This is a genomic window from Promicromonospora iranensis (assembly GCF_028994775.1).
Classification (GTDB): domain Bacteria; phylum Actinomycetota; class Actinomycetes; order Actinomycetales; family Cellulomonadaceae; genus Promicromonospora; species Promicromonospora iranensis_A.
The window spans coordinates 24063-43121 of record NZ_JAJQMN010000001.1 but is presented as its reverse complement, the minus strand read 5'-3'; the positions used below and the strand labels follow the sequence as shown (position 1 = coordinate 43121).

Sequence of the window (19059 nt, the reverse complement as noted above, 5' to 3'; positions counted from 1 at the left end):
GCTCCGCTTCGTGGCAGACGACCTGACCGACGTCGCCCTCTCCGGCTTGTTGCCGGAGAGGGCGACGCGCGTTCGCGACCTGATCGTGGACGTCCCTGACTTTCCCTCCCCGGGCATCCTCTTCAAGGACATCACCCCGCTCCTGGCCGACGCCGAAGGGCTGGCCGACGTGATCGAGGCGTTCACCCGGTTGGCCCTGGCGGACGGCGTGGACGTGGTCGCCGGCATGGAGGCGCGTGGCTTCCTGCTCGGCACGCCCGTCGCCCACGCGCTCGGCCTGGGGTTCCTGCCCCTGCGGAAGGCGGGCAAGCTCCCGCCGCCCACCGAGAGCGTGTCGTACGACCTGGAGTACGGCTCGGCGGCCATCGAGCTGCGCTCGGGAACACTTACGCCTGGTGCGCGTGTTCTGATCATCGACGACGTTCTCGCCACGGGTGGTACCGCGGCGGCCGCCGCACAGCTGGTGGAGCAGTGCGGGGGAGTGGTGGCCGGGCTGGCGTTCCTGCTCGAGCTGGAGGCACTCCACGGCCGGGACAGGCTTCAGGGCCACAACGTCGATACTCTCCTGCGGGTAGGCACGTCGTCCGGCGACTGAGCCGTACGTACGGGGAATAGAGGTCCAGGGCTAGACTGGCGACTCCGGGTACTACCCGGGGAAGGAGGCGCGTACATGGCTGAGAACACGGTGTCACGCGCTCCGGTGCCCGAGAAGAATCCGCCGACGCCGCCCGGTGGCAACCGGATGCGGAACCGGCTGGTGCGCCTCGGTGTACGCAGCATGAGCGGCGGCTCGTCCGCCGCGATCGAGCCGCTGCTGCAGGCGATCCGCAGCAACCACCCCAAGGCCGACGTGGCGCTGATCGAACGCGCCTACGTCGTCGCGGAGAAGGCCCACCGCGGGCAGATGCGCAAGAGCGGCGACCCGTACATCACGCACCCTGTCGCCGTCTCGACGATCCTCGCCGAGCTCGGCTTCGAGGGCACGACGATCGCGGCCGCCCTGCTGCACGACACGGTCGAGGACACCGACTACGCGCTGGACACGCTGCGCGCCGAGTTCGGCGACGACGTCGCGCTGCTGGTGGACGGCGTCACCAAGCTCGACAAGGTGAAGTACGGCGACGCGGCCCAGGCCGAGACCGTGCGCAAGATGGTCGTGGCGATGGCCAAGGACATCCGCGTGCTGGTCATCAAGCTGGCCGACCGCCTGCACAACGCCCGCACCTGGAAGTACGTGCCGTCCAAGTCGGCGGAGCGCAAGGCGCGCGAGACCGTTGAGATCTACGCGCCCCTGGCCCACCGGCTCGGCATGAACACCATCAAGTGGGAGCTGGAGGACCTGTCCTTCCAGGCCCTGTACCCCAAGGTGTACGACGAGATCGTGCATCTCGTGGCAGAGCGGGCCCCCGCGCGCGAGGAGTATCTCGGCGTGGTGCGGGGCCAGATCGAGTCCGACCTGCGCAGCGCCAAGATCAAGGCGACGGTGACGGGCCGGCCGAAGCACTACTACTCGATCTACCAGAAGATGATCGTGCGCGGTCACGACTTCGCGGAGATCTACGACCTCGTCGGCACGCGTGTCCTGGTGGACACGGTGCGTGACTGCTACGCGGCGCTCGGCGCCATGCACGCGCGGTGGAACCCGGTCCCCGGCCGGTTCAAGGACTACATCGCGATGCCGAAGTTCAACATGTACCAGTCGCTGCACACGACGGTGATCGGCCCGGGCGGCAAGCCCGTGGAGATCCAGATCCGCACGCACGACATGCACCGCCGCGCCGAGTACGGTGTCGCGGCGCACTGGAAGTACAAGGAGAAGACGCCGGCGGGCGGCGGCGCCAACGACCCGAAGAACCAGGACATGGCCTGGCTGCGCCAGCTCGTGGACTGGCAGCGTGAGACCGCGGACCCGGCGGAGTTCCTCGACTCGCTGCGGTTCGAGATCGGCGGCGACGAGGTCTACGTCTTCACGCCGAAGGGTATGGCGATGGCGCTGCCGGGCGGCGCGACGCCCGTCGACTTCGCGTATGCGGTGCATACCGAGGTCGGGCACCGCACCATGGGCGCCCGCGTGAACGGCCGCCTGGTGCCGCTCGACTCGCCGCTCGAGAACGGCGACGTCGTCGACATCCTCACCTCGAAGTCGGAGACGGCGGGGCCGAGCCGCGACTGGCTCGGGTTCGTCAAGTCGCCGCGGGCGCGGAACAAGATCCGCCAGTGGTTCACCAAGGAGCGCCGCGAGGAGGCCGTCGAGACCGGCAAGGACTCGATAGCCAAGTCCATGCGCAAGCAGGGCCTGCCGATCCAGCGCCTCATGTCGCACGAGACCCTCGTCGGGGTCGCGAACGAGATGAACTACCAGGACGTGTCGGCGCTGTACGCGGCCGTCGGCGAGGGCCAGATCTCGTCTGCCCACGTGGTGGACAAGCTGGTCAAGGCGCTCGGTGGTGCGGACGGCGCGGAGGAGGACGTCGCCGAGGCGACCCGCCCCGGCGGGCTCACCGCGCGGCGTGTGCGCTCGGGCGACCCGGGCGTCATGCTCAAGGGCTCCGACTCCTCCGACGTGTGGGTCAAGCTCGCCAAGTGCTGCACGCCGGTGCCGGGCGACGAGATCGTCGGCTTCGTCACCCGCGGCCAGGGCGTCAGCGTGCACCGCACGGACTGCGTGAACCTGGACGGGCTCCGCAAGCAGCCGGAACGCCTGGTCGAGGTCGAGTGGACACAGGGCGCCAACACGATGTTCCTGGTCCAGATCCAGGTCGAGGCGCTCGACCGGTCACGGCTCCTGTCGGACGTGACGCGCGTGCTGTCCGAGAACCACGTGAACATCCTGTCGGCGTTCGTCTCGACGTCGGACGACCGGCTGGCGGTCTCGCGGTTCATCTTCGAGATGGCTGAGCCCGCCCACCTCGCGACGGTCCTCGCGGCCGTCCGGAAGGTGGAGGGCGTGTTCGACGTACACCGCATCACCGGCACCAAGCCGGTGGAGCGGCCGCAGCTGCCGGTCTGACGTGGGCGCGCCGGGGCGCCTTCAGGCGGTCCCCGGCGCGCCCGGCAGCAGCTTGCCCAGGTCGAACCGGACCGGCTCCTCCAGCTGCTCGTACGTGCACGACGCCGGCTCGCGGTCCGGGCGCCAGCGCTTGAACTGTGCGGTGTGCCGGAACCGGGTGCCCTCCATGTGGTCGTAGCCCACCTCCAGCACACGCTCCGGACGTAGGGGTGTGAAGGACAGGTCCTTGCCCGAGCTCCAGCGGGACTGCGCGCCGGGCAGCCGGTCGCCCACCTCGGCGTTCGCCGGGTCGGACCAGCCCTGCCACGGGTGCTCGTCCGCCGCGGGCGTGCCGGGCTCCACCACCAGCGGCGCAAGCTCGGCGACGAGCTCCGCACGCCGGGTCGCCGAGAACGACGCGGCGACGCCGACGAACTGCAGGCGAGGCCCGTCCTCGGACTCGTCCCACAGGCCGAGCAGCAGCGAGCCCAGCACGGGCTGCTCAGGCGTCGAGGTCTTGTGCAGGCGGTAGCCCGCCAGGACGACGTCGGCAGTGCGCGTGTGCTTGATCTTCAGCATGGCGCGCTTGTTCGGCGCGTAAGGGCCGTCCGCGGGCTTGGCGACGACGCCGTCGAGGCCGGCGCCCTCGAACGAGCCGAACCACTCCTCGGCCACCGCGGCGTCCTGCGTGCGCGGGGTGGCGAACACGAGCGGACCGGTCAACCCCAGCCCGTCCAGGGCCTCGAGCCGTTCGGCGAGCGGCCGGTCCACGAGCGACTCGTCGCCCAGTGCCAGGACGTCGAACACGACCAGCGCGGCGGGGGTGGTCTCGGCGAGCATCTTCACGCGCGACGCCGCCGGGTGGATGCGCTGGGACAGCAGCTCGAAGTCGAGGCGCGCCCCGCTGCCCGTCGAGGCCGCCGCCGACGGCTGCGCGATGACGATCTCGCCGTCGACCACGCACCGCTCCGGGAGCGCCTCGCGGACCGCCGCGACGACGTCGGGGAAGTAGCGGTCCATCGGCTTCGTGTTCCGGGAGTCGATCCGGACCTCGTCCCCGTCGCGGTACACGATGGCGCGGAAGCCGTCCCACTTCGGCTCGTAGACGTAGGCGGGGCCGACGTCGGTCGCCGACTGGGCGGGGATCGACGGCACGCTCTTGGCGAGCATCGGCCGGACCGGTGGCTGCACGGGCAGGTTGAGTGTGGTCACGGTACGAGCCTGCCTCAGCGCGGGACGTAGCGCAGGTAGACGGACCCGTTCGCGAACGTAAGGGTGTCGACGAGGCGCAGGCTCAGCCGGGCGCCCGGAGGCAGCGCGGGCAGTCCGCCGCCCACCACCTCGGGGTAGACGAAGAGGCGGAAGTCGTCGACGAGCCCGTGCCGGATGGGTTCCGCGGCCACGGTGGGCCCGCCCACCGAGACGACGCCGGGCGCGCAGTTCGCGATCCGGCGCAGCTCGCCCAGCTGCAGGTCACGCACGATCCGCGTCCGCGCGGACGTGATCGCCTCCTCCGGCAGGGACGACGACGCGACCACCTTGTCCACGCCCTGCCAGATCTTCGCGTACCGCGCCATGTGCGGGTTCGGGTCCGGTCCCGGATCGTGCGTCTCCCAGTAGACCATCGTCTCGTACATGCGCCGGCCGTGGACGTAGACGGCGACATCCGTCTCGATCTCGTTGATGAACGCGAGCACCTCGTCGGTGGGCACCATCCAGTCGAACTTCCCCTCGGCGTCCACCGTGTACCCGTCGGCGGACATGCTGGCGAAGTAGCTCAGAGTTCCCATGCACTGTCCGACGGCATGGCGGGGCGGAACTCATCGGTCCGCGAGCGTGCGAGCCGCTCCGGGGTGGGCCATCGTGGATGGTGAACGGTCCGCCTGAGTGGGAGGAGCAGTCATGCCGAAGCGTGACCCGGGTCCGAGCGTCAAGGACGACGAGCTGTACGAGAAGCTTCGTGACGAGGGCAACTCCAAGGAGAAGTCGGCACGCATCGCGAACGCCGCGGCGAACTCCTCGCGCAAGAGCGTCGGTCACAAGGGCGGCAAGTCTCCCGAGTACGAGGACTGGACCGCCGATGACCTGCGCAAGCGCGCGGCCGAGATCGGCATCGACGGCCGCTCCAAGATGCGCAAGGGCGACCTCATCAAGGCGCTACGCAATCACTGACCCGCCCCGCCCCGACGCCTCCCCGCCCCGACGCCTCTTCGAGGTCTAAGTTTCTCGCTTCTGAATCGGTTCAGACGCGAGAAACTTAGACCTCGAAGAGAGAGCGGTACGGCGGGAGCAGGCGGGGTCAGTCGCCGGCGGCGTCCTGGCTCTTGTCGCGGTCCTTGTCGCGGCTGGGCTGCACACGCTTGGGCTCGCCCGGCATCTTCGGGTACTCCGGCGGGTACGGCAGGTCCTCGAGCCCGTCCGCCTCGTCGCGGGCCGCGAGCTCCAGGGCGGCGTCGAGCGAGCAGTCCAGGCCCGGGTCGCGGTCGGCGCGCAGCGCGGCGAACAGGTCACCACGCTCGGCGAACCGGGGCGGCGCCGTCAGGACGTCGAAATCGTCCGGGTGCACGTCCGCGACCTCGTCCCAGTCCAGCGGCATCGACACGGTGGCCCTGCCGTTCGCCCGGATCGAGTAGGCGGAGGCGATGGTGCGGTCGCGAGCCATCTGGTTGTAGTCCACGAAGATGGCCTCGCCCCGCTCCTCCTTCCACCAGCGGGTGGTGACCTTGCCGGGCAGCCGCCGCTCCAGCTCGCGCCCGATCGCGATCGTCGCCCGCCGCGCTTGCGTGAACGTCCACCGTGGCTCCAGCGGCACGAACACGTGCAGCCCGCGCCCGCCCGACGTCTTGGGGTACCCCGTCATGTTCAGCTCGCCCAGCAGCTCCCGCAGGTGCGGGGCGACGGCGGCCGCCTCGTCGAAGCTGGTGCCCGGCTGCGGGTCGAGGTCGATCCTGAGCTGGTCGACCGCCTCGACGTCGTCGCGCCGCACCGGCCACGGGTGGAAGGTGAGCGTGCCCATGTTGGCCGCCCAGGCCACCACCGCCGGCTCGGTGGGGCACACCTCGTCCGCCGTCCGGCCGGACGGGAACGCGATGGTCGCGGTCTCCACGTAGTCCGGCGCACCCTTCGGCACACGCTTCTGGTAGAAGCCGTCCCCCTTCGGGTCGTCAGGCTTCGGCATCCGCGTGGTGAGGCGCGCGCCCTCGTGCCAGCCCTTGGGCCAGCGCTCCAGGGTCGTGGGGCGGTGCAGGAGGGCGCCGGTGATCCCGTCGGACACGGCGACGAAGTACTCGACGACCTGCAGCTTGGTGATTCCGCGAGGGAAGACGACACGGTCCGGGCTCGTGACGCGCACCGTCCGGCCTGCGACATCGAGCTCCACCGCGGGTGTCTTGGATCCGGCCATGACCCGAACCTAGCGCTCCAACCGCGCCAGCGCTGCCGCGAACGCCCGGTGCGCCGCAGGACGGCCGACCACGCGGGCGCGCCTGTCGAGCACCCGCCTGGCGGTCCCCAGGTCCAGACCAAGTTCCGCCAGGGCCACGAGCACGGGTACCGCGGCCCCTGGCGGCACCGTGCAGGCGACGTCGACGGCGGTACGGGTCAGGCCCGTCACGGGCACACCGGCGAGCCGGACGGTGTCCCGCGCGAGCCCTGGCGCACGCCGCGCCACCCGCCCGGGGTGGGGCGCCGGGTAGTGCGTGTCGGGGGAGTAGGCCAGCTCGACCGGCGCGTCCGCGGGCCAGGCCCCGGCGACGACGCCGTCGTACACGCCGGTGTGGACCCAGGCCGCCGTCGAGGCCGCCAGCACGCACCGCACGGGCACGTCGCCCGCGAGCGCCAGCGCCCGGTGCTGTGACCCGACGACCGAGCCCGTGCCGACCGCCGCGCCGTCGCGCAGCTCGACGAGGGCGCCGGCCCGCCGTAGGTCGGACCAGGCCACCGCGCCGCCGACGTCCGCGGGTGTCACCACGAGCGGCGCGGCCGCCGGCCGAGGATCCAGCAGCGCGGCGAGAGATGTGCACGGGGACATGCGCAGAACCTACGCGCAGCGGGGCCCGGTCGCGCACTGCGACCGGGCCCCGCTGTGGACAACTCGAAGGACGTCAGCCCTTGGAGTCCTCCGCCGCCTTGACGACCTGCTCGAGCCACGAGCGACGGGCAGTGACCGCCGCCTCCAGCTCGGAGATCTTGCGCTTGTCGCCCTTGGCCCGTGCGGCCTCGAGGTCCGCCTCGAGACCCTCGATCGCCGCCTCGAGCTGTGCGGCCGCACCCTCGGCACGCGCACGCGTCTCCGGGTTGCTCCGCTTCCACTGCGCCTGGTCGGCGTCGCGGATCGCGGTCTCGACCGCACGCAGCCGGCCCTCGACGCGCTGGATGTCACCTCGCGGGACCTTGCCGGCCTCCTCCCAGCGCTCCTGGATGTTGCGCAGCGCGGCCTTGGCCTTGTTCAGGTCCTTGACCGGCACCAGCGCCTCGGCCTCCAGCAGCAGCTCCTCCTTGACCTTCAGGTTCTCGCCGTACTCCGCGTCGATGACGGCGTTCTCGGCGTCCCGGGCCTGGAAGAACCGGTCCTGCGCCGCCCGGAACCGGGCCCACAGGGCGTCGTCGTCCTTGCGCGACGCACGACCCGCCGCCTTCCACCGCGTCATCAGGTCGCGGTACGCACCGGCGGTGTAGCCCCAGTCGGTGCTCGTGGACAGCGACTCAGCCTCCGAGACCAGCTTCTCCTTCTCGACCTTGGCGGCGTTGTTGCGCTGCTCCAGGTCGGCGAAGAAGTGCCGGCGCTCGCGGTCGAACGCGGTGCGGGCGTGGCTGAACCGCTTCCAGAGGGACTCCTCGGTGGGGCGGTCGATGCGCGGCCCGGAGCGCTGGGCTTCCTTCCAGCGGTCCAGCAGCAAGCGCAGCTCCTCGCCCGCGGGGCGCCACTGCATCTTGCTCGGGTCGGTCGCCGCGATCTTCTCGGCGGCCTCCACGATCGAGGTACGAGCGGCGACGGCCTCCGCCTTGGCGGCGGACCGGGCCTCCTCGAGGGCGGCCCGACGCTCAGCGGCGAGACCGCGCAGCGTCTCGACCCGAGCCCGGAGGGCGTCCAGGTCGCCGACGGCGGCCGGCTCCGCGGTCTCCTCGCCGAGCTTCTGCAGGGTCTGGTCGATCTCGCGCACCGACAGGTCGGCGCTCTCCAGGCGGGCCTCGAACAGGCCGACCTTCGCGGCCAGGTCGAGGTAACGGCGCACGTACAGCGCCAGGGCCTCCTCGGTGGTGACCCCCGGGAACTGGCCGACGATACGCTCACGGGCGGCCTCGCGGACGTACACGTTGCCCTCGTCGTCGACCCGGCCGAACTTCTCGGCCTCGGTGTGCGCGGCGGCGTCGACCGCCACCGGCACGACCGGGGCAGGGGCGGCCGGGGCCGCCTGCGCCGCGGGAGCCGACGGCGCGCCCGGCTTGGGCGCACGCGGCCGCGCGAGCGCGGCCGGCGACGGGATCGCGGACGGCTTCGGCGTCGCCGGCTGGGGAGCAGGAGCCGGGGCGGGCTTCTCCTCGACCGGAGCCTCGGCCTCGGTCGCCGGAGCCTCAGCGGCCGCTTCCTCGGTCAGGACCTCTGCCGCGGGAGCCTCCACCGCAGGAGCATCCTCTGCCGCGGGCGCCTCCGCCGCTGGAGCGTCTGCCGCAGGAGCGTCGGCCGCAGGGGCATCCTCCGTCGCCGGCTCCTCGGCGGGAGCCTCCGCCGTCGGAGCCTCTTCCCCAGGGGTGTCCGCCGCTGGAGCTTCCGGCGCAGGTGCCACCTCGGTGACCTCGGGCTCAGCCTCGGCTGCCGGAGCCTCCTCGGCCGGAGCTTCCTCCGTCGGGACCTCGGCTGCGGGCGTCTCGTCGGCGACCTGCTCCTCGGCGGGGGCCGCAGGGGCTGCCTCGACGGCGTCCTGGGGTGCCTCCACCTCGGCCGGCGCCTCGGCCGGCTCAGGTGCCTCGGTCGCCTCGCTCGCCGCCTCGGCGGGGGACTCGGCTGCGGTCGGAGTCTCGGCCACGGGCTCGGCGGGCGCGTCCTGCTGGACGGGCTCGGCCGAGCGGGAAGTGGGTTCGCTCACTGGGTCTCAACTCCTTCGATGGTGACCGGGGTGGCGGGCGCAACAGATTCGCCGCCCGCCGTTCCCGCGTCAGCGACTGCCCGGACGAAGTCCAGGCCGGATGTGATCGTGCCGAAGACCGTGTACCCGCCGGCGGTGTCGGCGGGGATGGTCGAATCCTCGTAGACGAGGAAGAACTGGGAGCCCATGGACTCTCCGTCGTTGCCCACTCGCGCCATCGCAACGGTGCCGGCGGGGTAGACGTCGTCCTCCGGGGCGTTCTCGATCGGGCCGAAGTTGTAGCCCGGTCCGCCCTGGCCCGTCATGGTCGGGTCGCCGCACTGCAGCACGAAGATGCCGGACGTCGTCAGGCGGTGGCAGCCGGTGCCGTCGAAGTAGCCGGCCTGGGCGAGCGTGACGAAGTTGGCGACGGCCTGCGGTGCGCTCTCGCCGTCGAGCTCGAGGACGATGTCCGCCTCGGTGTCGCCCGAGCAGGCCTGCAGCGTGACGGTCCACGTGCGGTTCTCAGCCACCGACGGTTCGGCGAGCTCGTAGTCCTCGCGGGCCTCCTCGACACCCGCGGGGCAGGCGCCGGCGGCTTCGGGCGGCTCGTTCCCGACCAGAGCGGCGACCACGAAGGCGCCCACGAGCGCGAGCACCGTGACCAGCGCTACCAGGCCCCAGACGCGCTGCTTGCGGGCGCGCTTGGCCGCCTGCCGCTGCGCTCGCTTCTCCGCCTGCCTGGCCTGCTGCGCGCGCTGCCGCTGCTTGCTGGACGCCACCGCGTTCCTCTCTCCGTGCTCTCTCGTGCTCGCCTTGACCCGGGGCTTGGCCACGCTGGACCGATTCACTGCCGGATCCGGGGCGAATCACCCCGTGCGGGGACAGTGTAGGCATCGGATGCCAGGTCATACTGTCTGAGCCGATTCTCCGAGGGGTGAAGCGGGCCCTGTCAGCGCGGACAGCAGCCGCTAACGTGGGCGGCGTGGAGCTTCGTGTAGTGGTCGCACCGGTGTTCGGCACGAACTGCTGTGTCGTGTCCTCCGGCACCGACTGCGTGGTCGTCGACGCCGGCGCGGGCGTGGTGGACGCCGTCGCGCGGCTGGTCGACGACGAGGGTCTCACCCCGCGCGCCGTCCTCGCCACGCACGGCCACGCCGACCACACCTGGGACGCCGCAGAGCTCTGCGCGCGCTACGAGGTCCCGATGCGCCTGCACGAGGCCGACGCCTACCGTCTGGCGGACCCGTTCGGGACCCTGAGCCCCGCGCTGGAGGCCGCGCTCGGCCTCCACCGTGACGACTACCGCGCACCCGCCGTCGTCGAACCGTTCGCCACGCCCGGCGGGTCCGCCGTGCTCACCTTCGGGCAGGTCACCCTGCACGCCCTCCATGCGCCCGGTCACACGGAGGGCTCCACCCTCTACCGGCCCGACGGTGACGTGATCCTCACGGGCGACGTCCTGTTCGCCGGCTCCGTCGGCCGCACCGACCTGCACGGCGGCTCCGGCCAGACAATGGGCGAGACGCTGCGTGACGTGGTGCGCGGGCTCGACCCGGCGCTCGCCGTCGTACCGGGGCACGGGCCCGCCACGACCGTTGCTCGTGAGCTGGAGACCAACCCGTTCCTCGCCGCGGACCGCACATGAGGGCCTACGTCGACCAGCGCGCCGGGATGGCTGCTGACGGCTGGTCGGCGGCGTGGACGTTCGACCTCGAGCACTGGGGCACCTGCGGTCAGGGGCCCGACGCCGCCGCGGCGCTGGCCGACCTCGGCATCCGGTGCGGCCTCGGCGCGGCGGCGGCCGCCACCGGGGCGCTCCAGGTCGCCGAGCGGGTGGACCGCCCGGCGAGCGGCGACGAGACGGTGTTCGACCGGGACCGGGTGCCTGCGTCGGACGCGGAGCGGGTGGTGACCCTCGAGATCCTGGAGCGTGCACGGGCCAGGACCCTGGAGCTGGTGCGGGGCGCCCCGCCGTCCGTGCTGGCGTACCGCGACCCGAACCGTACGCTCCCGCCCTACGCCTGGTGGCACACCGTCGGACAGGTCGCGCTGCACATCGCGGACATCGAGTCGCGCTACTACCTGCCGCTGCTCGGGCTCCCCGCGAGGGAGCGGGCGGGCGATCTCGTGACCGAGCTCGAGCAGTCGGGCGCGCACGTGCGCCGGGTCGTGTCCCAGATGGCGCCGGACCTGACGGCGACGTCGGACCGCCACGGGAGCTGGACGAGCGTCAAGGTGCTGCGCAGGCTCGCCTGGCATGAACGCGGCGAGCTCGAGGTGCTCGCCCGGCTGGTCGAGCAGGCGGCTGTGGAAAGCCCGGGCTGACAGCGCCCCGCTCGTGGGAAGATCTGTGGCATGGCAAAGCCCACTCCTCTCTCCGGTTTCCCCGAATGGCTCCCTGACGGTCGCATCGTCGAGCAGCACGTCCTCGACACGCTGCGACACACCTTCGAGCTGCACGGGTTCGCCGGGATCGAGACGCGGGCCGTCGAGCCGCTGGACCAGCTGCTCCGCAAGGGCGAGACCTCCAAGGAGGTCTACCTGCTGTCGCGGCTGCAGGACGAGGACGCCGCCGGCCGTGCGAGCTCCGAGAAGCAGCTCGGTCTGCACTTCGACCTGACCGTGCCGTTCGCGCGGTACGTGCTCGAGAACGCGGGCAAGCTCGCGTTCCCGCTGCGCCGCTACCAGATCCAGAAGGTCTGGCGGGGTGAGCGCCCCCAGGAGGGCCGCTTCCGCGAGTTCATCCAGGCGGACATCGACGTCGTGGGGGCCGGTGAGCTGCCGTACCACTTCGAGGTCGAGGCGCCGCTGGTCATGGCGGAGGCGCTTGGCGCGCTGGCCGAGATCGGCCTGCCGCCCGTGCGGATCCTGGTCAACAACCGCAAGGTCGCCGAGGGCTTCTACCGTGGCATCGGGCTGGACGACGTCGAGGGCGTGCTGCGCCAGATCGACAAGCTCGACAAGATCGGGCCCGACAAGGTGTCAGAGCTCCTGGTCACCGAGTGCGGCGCCACGGACGACCAGGCCAAGGCCTGTCTCGCGCTCGCGTCGATCTCGGGGTCCGACGTCGGGGTGATCGCGGAGGTGCGTGCCCTCGCCGAGTCGCACGGCGCGGTGACGGAGCTGCTGGAGACCGGTCTGGGGGAGCTCGAGGCGCTGATCGCGGCGGCCGCGGAGCGCGCCCCGGGCGTGGTCGTGGCCGACCTCAAGATCGCACGCGGCCTCGACTACTACACGGGCTCCGTCTACGAGACGGTGCTGGTGGGGCACGAGCAGCTCGGTTCGGTCTGCTCCGGCGGCCGCTACGACACGCTCGCCTCGGACGGCAGGAACACCTACCCGGGCGTCGGGCTGTCGATCGGTGTCTCCCGCCTGGTCTCGCGGCTGCTGTCCGCGGAGCTCGTCCAGGCGACGCGGTCGGTGCCGTCCGCGGTGCTCGTGGCGGTGGCGTCCGAGGAGCAGCGCGCGGTGTCCGACGCCGTGGCCACCGCTCTGCGGTCCCGGGACATCCCGGTCGAGGTGGCGCCGAGCGCGGCGAAGTTCGGCAAGCAGATCAAGTACGCCGACCGGCGGGGCATCCCGTTCGTGTGGTTCCCGGGCTCCGCGGGGGAGGACGGCGTGGTCGGCCCCGACCAGGTCAAGGACATCCGTTCGGGTGAGCAGGTGGACGCCGACGCCGCGACGTGGGAGCCGTCCGCCGAGGACCGCTGGCCGCGGGTGGTCCCGGCGTCCTGACGCTCAGCCTGACCCGGCGCTGCCGGTCCATCGACTTGACGTCTGTTCGAACGAGTGTTCGAATCAGGTATGCGATGGCACGGTCAGGCGATCAATCATGACGACGGTGCGCTTCCCGGGCTGGAGATGCCCGGGTTGCGCACCGCCGGGCTGCTGCGCACGGTCCGCTCGCCCGAGTTCGCGGGCGTGACCTTCCACGAGGTGCTGGCCAAGAGTGCGCTGTCGAAGGTGCCGGCGGCGTCGCAGATGCCGTTCAAGTGGACGGTCAACCCCTACCGGGGCTGCTCGCACGCGTGCACCTACTGCGTGGACCCGTCGACGCTCGTCCTGATGGCGGACGGCCGCCAGAAGGCGATCCGCGACGTCATGGTCGGTGACCGGATCGTCGGGACCGAGTTCGACGGCAAGTACCGGCGCTACGTCGAGACCGAGGTCCAGGCGCGCTGGGGCACGACCAAGCATGCTTATCGGGTCACGCTCGAGGACGGCACGGACATCGTGGCCAGCGGTGACCACCGGTTCCTGACCGAGCGCGGCTGGAAGTACGTGGCCCCGCCGGCCAAGGGTGAAGGCCAGCGGCCGTACCTGACGACCAACAACCGGCTCCAAGGGTTTGGACTGGGGATGGTCTCCGACGCCTATGCCGCGCCGCTCGAATCAGCGGAGTACCGGCGGGGGTACCTCACGGGCATGATCCGTGGTGACGGGATGCTCTTTGACGGCACCTACCCGAGGAAGAGGGGCGGGACGACACGGGTCACGATGTTCCGCCTCGCCCTGACCGACGAGGAGGCGCTGAACCGCTCGCAGGACTATCTCGCCGCGTCCGGTGTGGCCACCGATCGCCGTCCCTTCGCGACCGCGACCGAGCAACGGCGCGCGATGGACGGGATCTTCACGGCCAAGCGCGCCACGTTCGCGGCGATCCACGAGATCATCGAGTGGCCAGAAGCACCGAGCCGAGACTGGTACATCGGCTTCCTCGCCGGGATCTTCGATGCCGAGGGCGGCTGCGACGGTCAGATCCTGCGCATCTCCAACTCGGACGACCGCATGCTCACCACGACCATGCGTGCACTGGACGTGCTGGGCATACCGCACGTGCGAGAGCCCGCCAACAAGATCGGCGTGGCCAATATCCGTGTCGTCGGCGGGCTGTCCAGCCGTCGCCGCTTCTTCGCGCTGACCAACCCCGCGATCACCCGGAAGCTCAAGATCGTCGGTGCTGCCGTCAAGACCTCCGTCTCGTTGCGGATCGTCTCCATCGAGAGTCTCGGTGGCGACTCCGAGATGGTCGACATTACGACAGGGACCGGCGACTTCATCGCGAACGGCGTGATCAGCCACAACTGCTTCGCGCGGCCGACCCATGAATATCTCGACCTCGACGCCGGGCACGACTTCGACTCCCAGGTCGTCGTCAAGGTCAACGCGGACCAGGTGCTCCGCGCCGAGCTCGCCAAACCCTCCTGGACCCACGAGGCGGTCGCGCTCGGCACCAACACCGACCCGTACCAGCGGGCCGAGGGCCGCTACCGACTCATGCCCGGGATCATCTCGGCGCTCGCGGACTCGGGCACACCGTTCTCGATCCTCACCAAGGGCACGCTCCTGCGGCGCGATCTTCCCCTCCTGGTACAGGCCGCCGAGAAGGTCGACGTCGGCCTCGGGGTGTCGCTCGCCTTCGCCGACTCGCCCGCCGGCCGGGAGCTGCAGCAAGCCGTCGAGCCCGGAACGCCGTTGCCCCGAGCCCGCCTCGACCTGATCCGTGCGATCAGGGCCGCGGGCCTGCCGTGCGGTGTCATGGTCGCGCCGGTCCTGCCGTGGCTCACCGACTCCCTCGCCCACCTCGAACGTCTTCTCGACTCCCTGGTCGACGCCGGCGCGACGGGCGTCACCGTGCTGCCACTGCACCTGCGGCCCGGCGCCCGCGAGTGGTACCTCGGCTGGCTCGAACGGGAGCATCCGCACCTGGTGGAGGGCTACGGCAGGGTCTACGCACGCGGCGCCTACGCGCACAAGGGCTACCGGGACTGGCTCTGGGAGCGGGTGCGGCCGCTGATCGACGAGCGCGGGCTGGGCAGCACCGCCATGCACCGGGCCCGGGCCGCCGGGGCGCACGGAGGTGACCAGCACATGGAGGGCGACTACCCACGCGGCGCGTTCAGCGGGGTGCCCGCCGACGGGGCCGGCGCGGCGTCCGTGGGTGGCGACGTCGGCAGCGAGACGCTGTTCTGAGGTCGCCGCCGTGCTCGACTGCGAGTTCGCGCACGCCGGCCACCCGGCCATCGCCCGCACCGGCGACGTGCACGCCGCCCCGTGACCTGCGGCGCTAGCGTGTGGCCATGGTGGCCCGGACGCTGATCCCGGCCGTTGCGCTGGTCGCCCCCGTCGAGACACAGGTCGCGACGAGTTCGACCAGCGGAACGGGGATCAACGGCGCAGGGTCTCCAGGTGCTCCGCGATCCGGCCGATCGCCTCGGTGAGGACGCCGACGTCGGGGAGGGTCACGAGGCGGAAGTGGTCGGGCTCCGGCCAGTTGAATCCGGAGCCGTGGGTGACCAGGATCTTCTTGGCGCGCAGCAGGCCGATGACGAACGCCTCGTCATCCTTGATCGGGTACACCTCGGGGTCCAGTCGCGGGAAGCAGTACAGCGCGCCGCGGGGCCGCACCGAGGTGACGCCCGGGATCTCGTTGAGCAGCTTGTCGGCGAGCATGGACTGCTCGTAGAACCGGCCGCCGGGCACGATCAGCTGGTCGATCGACTGGTAGCCGCCGAGGGCCGTCTGGATGGCGTGCTGTGCCGGCACGTTGGCGCACATGCGCATGTTCGCCACCAGGGTGAGACCTTCGATGAAGTCGGCGGCGCGGTGCTTGGGGCCGGAGATCATGGCCCAGCCCGACCGGTAGCCGCAGATCCGGTACGCCTTGGACAGCCCGCTGAACGTGATGCACAGGACGTCGTCGGCCGCGTACGTGGCGGTGTGGTGGTGGGTGGCGCCGTCGAACAGGATCTTCTCGTAGATCTCGTCGCTCAGGAGCACCAGGTCGTGCTTGCGTGCCAGCTCCGCCAGACCCTTGACGGTGCTCTCGCTGTAGACCGCGCCCGTGGGGTTGTTCGGGTTGATGATCACGAGCGCCTTGGTGGCCGGCGTGATCAGGGCCTCGATGTCCTCAAGGTCCGGGTTCCAGCCGTTCTCCTCGTCGCACCGGTAGTGCACGGGCGTGCCGCCCTGCAGACTCACGGCCCCGGTCCACAGTGGGTAGTCCGGTGCGGGAACCAGCACCTCGTCGCCGTCGTCGATCAGGGCCTGCAGCACCAGGCTGATCATCTCGGACACACCGTTGCCGATGTAGACGTCGTCCACGTGGGTGTTGATGCCGTGCGACTGGTAGTAGTGCGCCACGGCGGTGCGCGCCGAGTAGATGCCACGGCTGTCGCTGTAGCCCTGCGCCTCGGGCAGGTGGTGGATCATGTCCGCGAGGACCGCCTCGGGCGCCTCGAACCCGAAGGGCGCCGGATTGCCGATGTTCAGCTTGAGGATCTTGTGACCCTCCGCCTCCAGCCGGTACGCCTCCTCGAGGATCGGACCCCGGACGTCGTAGCGGACGGACTTCAGCTTGCTGCTCTGCCTGATCTCTCGCACGGGCTCATGCTCTCAGACCGCCGGGCCGGCATCCGCACCGGCACACCAGTGCACTGTTGGTGGTTCCGGACGATGTCGGAGCGGTCGATGGTCCGTAACCAGCGGCGATGCCCTCTCTATGTCTGTCATCGCAAGCCGGGCGGACCTCGACCGGCGGGTCGGACACGGAACAGGAAACACATGACCGCTTCACACGACACGTCGGGACCAGACAGCCTCTCCGAGCCGCCGCGAAAGACGGACGACACCCTGGTACCCGACAGCAGCCCGCCGGCGGGCCAGGCAGACGAGCCCGGTGTGACGCGACCGGACCAGACGTCCGGCCGACGGTCGGCGGCCGGCGTGACCGTGGTTCTCCTCCTGGCCTTGTGGGCCGCCATCGTGCTGGTGGTCGTGAGCATCCAGATGCTCCTGAACCGGATCTTCGGCACTGATCTCGAGATCGGTGCGCTACCCGGCGTCTGGAACTGGGTACTCACAGCTGCTGCTGCCGCAGGGACGTGGGCCCTGGTCAGCAACCGCCATCCCAGGGGCGGTTCCTCGGCCGGACGAGAACGGATCTCCGGCCGACGGTCGGCGGTCGGCGTGACCGTGGTTCTCGTCCTGGCCTTGTGGGTCGCCATCGTGCTGGTGCTCGCGGGCGTCCAGATAACTCTGGACCGGACCTTCGGCATCAACGTCGGGGTGGGTTCGTCGCCCGACGTCTGGAACTGGTTGCTCAGGTTCGGGCTCGTCGCAGGCACGTGGGCCTTTGTCCGTAGCCGCCATCCCGCGATCGGCCCCTGACGAGGACCGGTCACTCCTCCGCGAGGCGTGCAGGGAATCCGCCCGTCGCGATAGGGCCCCAGCGTTCGATGGTGATCCGCACCAGGGACTTGCCCTGCTCGACCATGGCGGCGCGGTACTCGTCCCAGTCGGGGTGCTCCTTGCCCGCGGCCGCGCGGAAGTAGTCCACCAGCGGCTCCACGGACTCGGGGACGTCCAGCACCTCGGCGGTACCGTCCACCTGGACCCACGCCTCGTTGAAGCCTTCGCCGAGCGCCATGAACGACGCGGCGGGGCGCTTCTTCAGGTTCCGCACCTTGGCGCGTTCCGGGTAGGTGGAGACGACGACGCGTCCCTGCGGGTCCACGCCGTACGTGACGGGGCTGAGCTGCGGGGCGCCGTCGGCCCGGCTGGTCACGAGGATCCCGTTGTGGCGCGAGCGGAGGAACTCCAGCAGCTCGTCACGGGTCACAGTGGTGTTCGTAGCGATCGTCCTGGCCATGCGCAGCAGGCTACGCCAGGCAGGGCAGGAGCCCCGGCGACGGCTCGCCAGGGCTCCTGCCCGTCAGGGTCAGACGCCGGCCGGGCTGGGCGCCGGGGGAGGGGGCGTCGCGGGGCTCGGGTCGGCCGGACCGGTTTCCGGTGCGGCGTCCGTCGGCGTGTTCTCGCTCGGCTGGCCGAGGATCCACTCGGTGGAGAACAGGACCTTGTCGGTCAGGCGCAGCATCTCGTCGCGGATCCCGACGTGCGGGGTGGAGAACGCGAGCCGTGCCACGGACTGCTTGCCGGGCGCCTCGGCCCAGTAGTCGATCAGGAGCAGCGGGACGTCCTGGCCGCCGACCTCCTCCGAACCGTGCGTGAGCCGGATGTGGCGCAGGAACGGGCCGGACAGGGTCTCGGTGCGGGTGAGCGCGTCGTCCGGACCGAGGTTGGCGCCGAGCCGGTCCTGGATGCGCTGGAGGTGACTCGAGCTGCCCTCCTCGGGTCCCAGGTCGTGCCAGTAGAGCGTCGCGTTCAGCGCGAGCGTGGCCTCCTGGCCGGGCAGGAGCAGGTACGCCATGACCTTGCCGCCGGCGGCCTCGGCCTTGTCGGCGACCTCGATCATCTTCTGGCGCAGGTCGCGCCGCAGGGGAGCGGAACGGTCGCCCAGCTTGGCGGTCTGCTGCTTGACGATCTCGCGGATCTGGCGTTCGCGCTGCTCGGGCTCGTCGAGCTCGATGATGGCCCAGTGGTCGGGCAGGTTCAGCTCGATGCCGATGCCGCGGTACCCGCCCGGCTCCTCGACGGTCCCGAGGGCGTGCAGCGCCTCGCCGCTGATGCCGGCGCCCGTCTCGTCGAACAGGCCGGTGGGGTCGTCGGCCGGGGGCTGCGGGTCGAGGAGCGCCAGCGTCTCGGCGACCCCGAGCGTCATGGGGCTGGGACCGGCGGGGTCGATGACCACCTGCTCGAGCGCTTCCCCGTGCCGCGTGATGAACGGCGCCAGCGACTCTCGGCGGCGCAGGCTGAAGGCCCGGTCGGGGGCGTCTCCGAGGAAGTCGCCCAAGGTCTGCGTCGTCGAGAACAGGCACAGCTGGTAGGGCTTGGTGGAACCTTCCGGAGCGGGGAACGCCTGGACCTGGGGCGTGCCGTCGCCGCGATCGAAGATCGGCACCACGACGGCGTCTTCCCGCAGAGCCTCGCCGACGGCGGTGCGGTCACCTGCGGCGAGGGCCAGGGCCAGTGCGGGCGAGCCGACGTCGGACTGGGGGTTGACGGTCGCCGGTACACGGGGGTCACGTGTCCCCGTCGGGTCGTCCTGGGGTGTCGTCTCGGTCATGCGTGGATGCCTCTCACTGTCGTCTCAACCGTCAACGC

Annotated in this window: 17 protein-coding genes; 8 read left to right on the top strand and 9 right to left on the bottom strand. The window is 71.1% G+C overall.

Translation table 11 applies throughout. The features are described 5' to 3' along the window. Positions 1-10: 10 nt before the first annotated feature. Positions 11-595: an adenine phosphoribosyltransferase gene (locus LUU90_RS00200; protein WP_275001176.1), complete on the top strand. Its 585-nt coding sequence runs from the start codon at positions 11-13 to the stop codon at positions 593-595. 75 nt (positions 596-670) lie between these two features. Continuing rightward, a complete protein-coding gene (locus LUU90_RS00195) occupies positions 671-3010 on the top strand; it encodes a RelA/SpoT family protein (RefSeq protein WP_275001175.1) in 2340 nt (779 codons plus the stop codon). A 21-nt stretch (positions 3011-3031) separates the two neighbouring features. Here LUU90_RS00195 and LUU90_RS00190 read toward each other — a convergent pair whose 3' ends face one another. Continuing rightward, entirely contained in the window at positions 3032-4201 is a 1170-nt protein-coding gene (locus LUU90_RS00190; protein ID WP_275001174.1) for an ATP-dependent DNA ligase, read from the bottom strand. A 14-nt stretch (positions 4202-4215) separates the two neighbouring features. Further along, positions 4216-4779 (bottom strand): dihydrofolate reductase family protein, encoded by a 564-nt coding sequence (locus tag LUU90_RS00185; protein ID WP_275001173.1) that lies wholly within the window; start codon positions 4777-4779, stop codon positions 4216-4218. 112 nt (positions 4780-4891) lie between these two features. On the opposite strand from LUU90_RS00185, the gene LUU90_RS00180 reads away from it, so the two are divergent. Further along, the gene (locus tag LUU90_RS00180; RefSeq protein WP_275001171.1) at positions 4892-5161 is read left to right on the top strand and encodes a DUF7218 family protein; all 270 of its coding nucleotides are present in this window, start codon (positions 4892-4894) and stop codon (positions 5159-5161) included. Positions 5162-5288: 127 nt separating this feature from the next. Here the strand turns inward: LUU90_RS00180 and LUU90_RS00175 are convergent, their stop codons facing one another. The 4 genes from LUU90_RS00175 to LUU90_RS00160 form a co-directional block, all read right to left on the bottom strand. Then, the gene (locus tag LUU90_RS00175) at positions 5289-6392 is read right to left on the bottom strand and encodes a DNA polymerase domain-containing protein (protein ID WP_275001170.1); all 1104 of its coding nucleotides are present in this window, start codon (positions 6390-6392) and stop codon (positions 5289-5291) included. A 9-nt stretch (positions 6393-6401) separates the two neighbouring features. Further along, complete coding sequence (locus LUU90_RS00170) at positions 6402-7019, bottom strand: hypothetical protein (protein WP_275001169.1); 618 nt, start codon at positions 7017-7019, stop codon at positions 6402-6404. Between the two features lie 73 nt (positions 7020-7092). Further along, a complete protein-coding gene (locus LUU90_RS00165) occupies positions 7093-9075 on the bottom strand; it encodes a DUF349 domain-containing protein (protein ID WP_275001168.1) in 1983 nt (660 codons plus the stop codon). Next, on the bottom strand, positions 9072-9836 hold the full coding sequence (locus LUU90_RS00160) for a peptidylprolyl isomerase (protein WP_275001167.1): 765 nt from the start codon (positions 9834-9836) through the stop codon (positions 9072-9074). Before LUU90_RS00160 ends, LUU90_RS00165 begins: the two co-directional genes overlap by 4 nt. A gap of 203 nt (positions 9837-10039) precedes the next feature. Here LUU90_RS00160 and LUU90_RS00155 point away from each other — a divergent pair, with 203 nt between their 5' ends. The 4 genes from LUU90_RS00155 to LUU90_RS00140 all read left to right on the top strand — a co-directional run bounded on the left by LUU90_RS00155 (position 10040) and on the right by LUU90_RS00140 (position 15030). Beyond that, positions 10040-10702 (top strand): MBL fold metallo-hydrolase, encoded by a 663-nt coding sequence (locus LUU90_RS00155; RefSeq protein WP_275001166.1) that lies wholly within the window; start codon positions 10040-10042, stop codon positions 10700-10702. Continuing rightward, complete coding sequence (locus tag LUU90_RS00150) at positions 10699-11382, top strand: DinB family protein (protein WP_275001165.1); 684 nt, start codon at positions 10699-10701, stop codon at positions 11380-11382. Before LUU90_RS00155 ends, LUU90_RS00150 begins: the two co-directional genes overlap by 4 nt. Before the next feature lie 30 nt (positions 11383-11412). Beyond that, complete coding sequence (gene hisS / locus LUU90_RS00145; RefSeq protein WP_275001164.1) at positions 11413-12792, top strand: histidine--tRNA ligase; 1380 nt, start codon at positions 11413-11415, stop codon at positions 12790-12792. Positions 12793-12861: 69 nt separating this feature from the next. Continuing rightward, positions 12862-15030, top strand: a complete 2169-nt coding sequence (locus LUU90_RS00140) for an intein-containing Rv2578c family radical SAM protein (RefSeq protein ID WP_275001163.1) — start codon at positions 12862-12864, stop codon at positions 15028-15030. A gap of 195 nt (positions 15031-15225) precedes the next feature. On the opposite strand, the gene LUU90_RS00135 is transcribed toward LUU90_RS00140, so the two are convergent. Beyond that, a complete protein-coding gene (locus LUU90_RS00135; RefSeq protein WP_275001162.1) occupies positions 15226-16440 on the bottom strand; it encodes a pyridoxal phosphate-dependent aminotransferase in 1215 nt (404 codons plus the stop codon). Positions 16441-16620: 180 nt separating this feature from the next. Between LUU90_RS00135 and LUU90_RS00130 the strand changes: the two genes are divergently transcribed. Continuing rightward, positions 16621-17226 (top strand): hypothetical protein, encoded by a 606-nt coding sequence (locus tag LUU90_RS00130; RefSeq protein ID WP_275001161.1) that lies wholly within the window; start codon positions 16621-16623, stop codon positions 17224-17226. A gap of 10 nt (positions 17227-17236) precedes the next feature. On the opposite strand, the gene LUU90_RS00125 is transcribed toward LUU90_RS00130, so the two are convergent. Then, positions 17237-17707, bottom strand: coding sequence for a PPOX class F420-dependent oxidoreductase (locus LUU90_RS00125; protein WP_275001160.1), 471 nt, complete (start codon positions 17705-17707; stop codon positions 17237-17239). Positions 17708-17776: 69 nt separating this feature from the next. After that, positions 17777-19021 (bottom strand): hypothetical protein, encoded by a 1245-nt coding sequence (locus LUU90_RS00120; RefSeq protein WP_275001159.1) that lies wholly within the window; start codon positions 19019-19021, stop codon positions 17777-17779. Positions 19022-19059 lie beyond the last annotated feature (38 nt).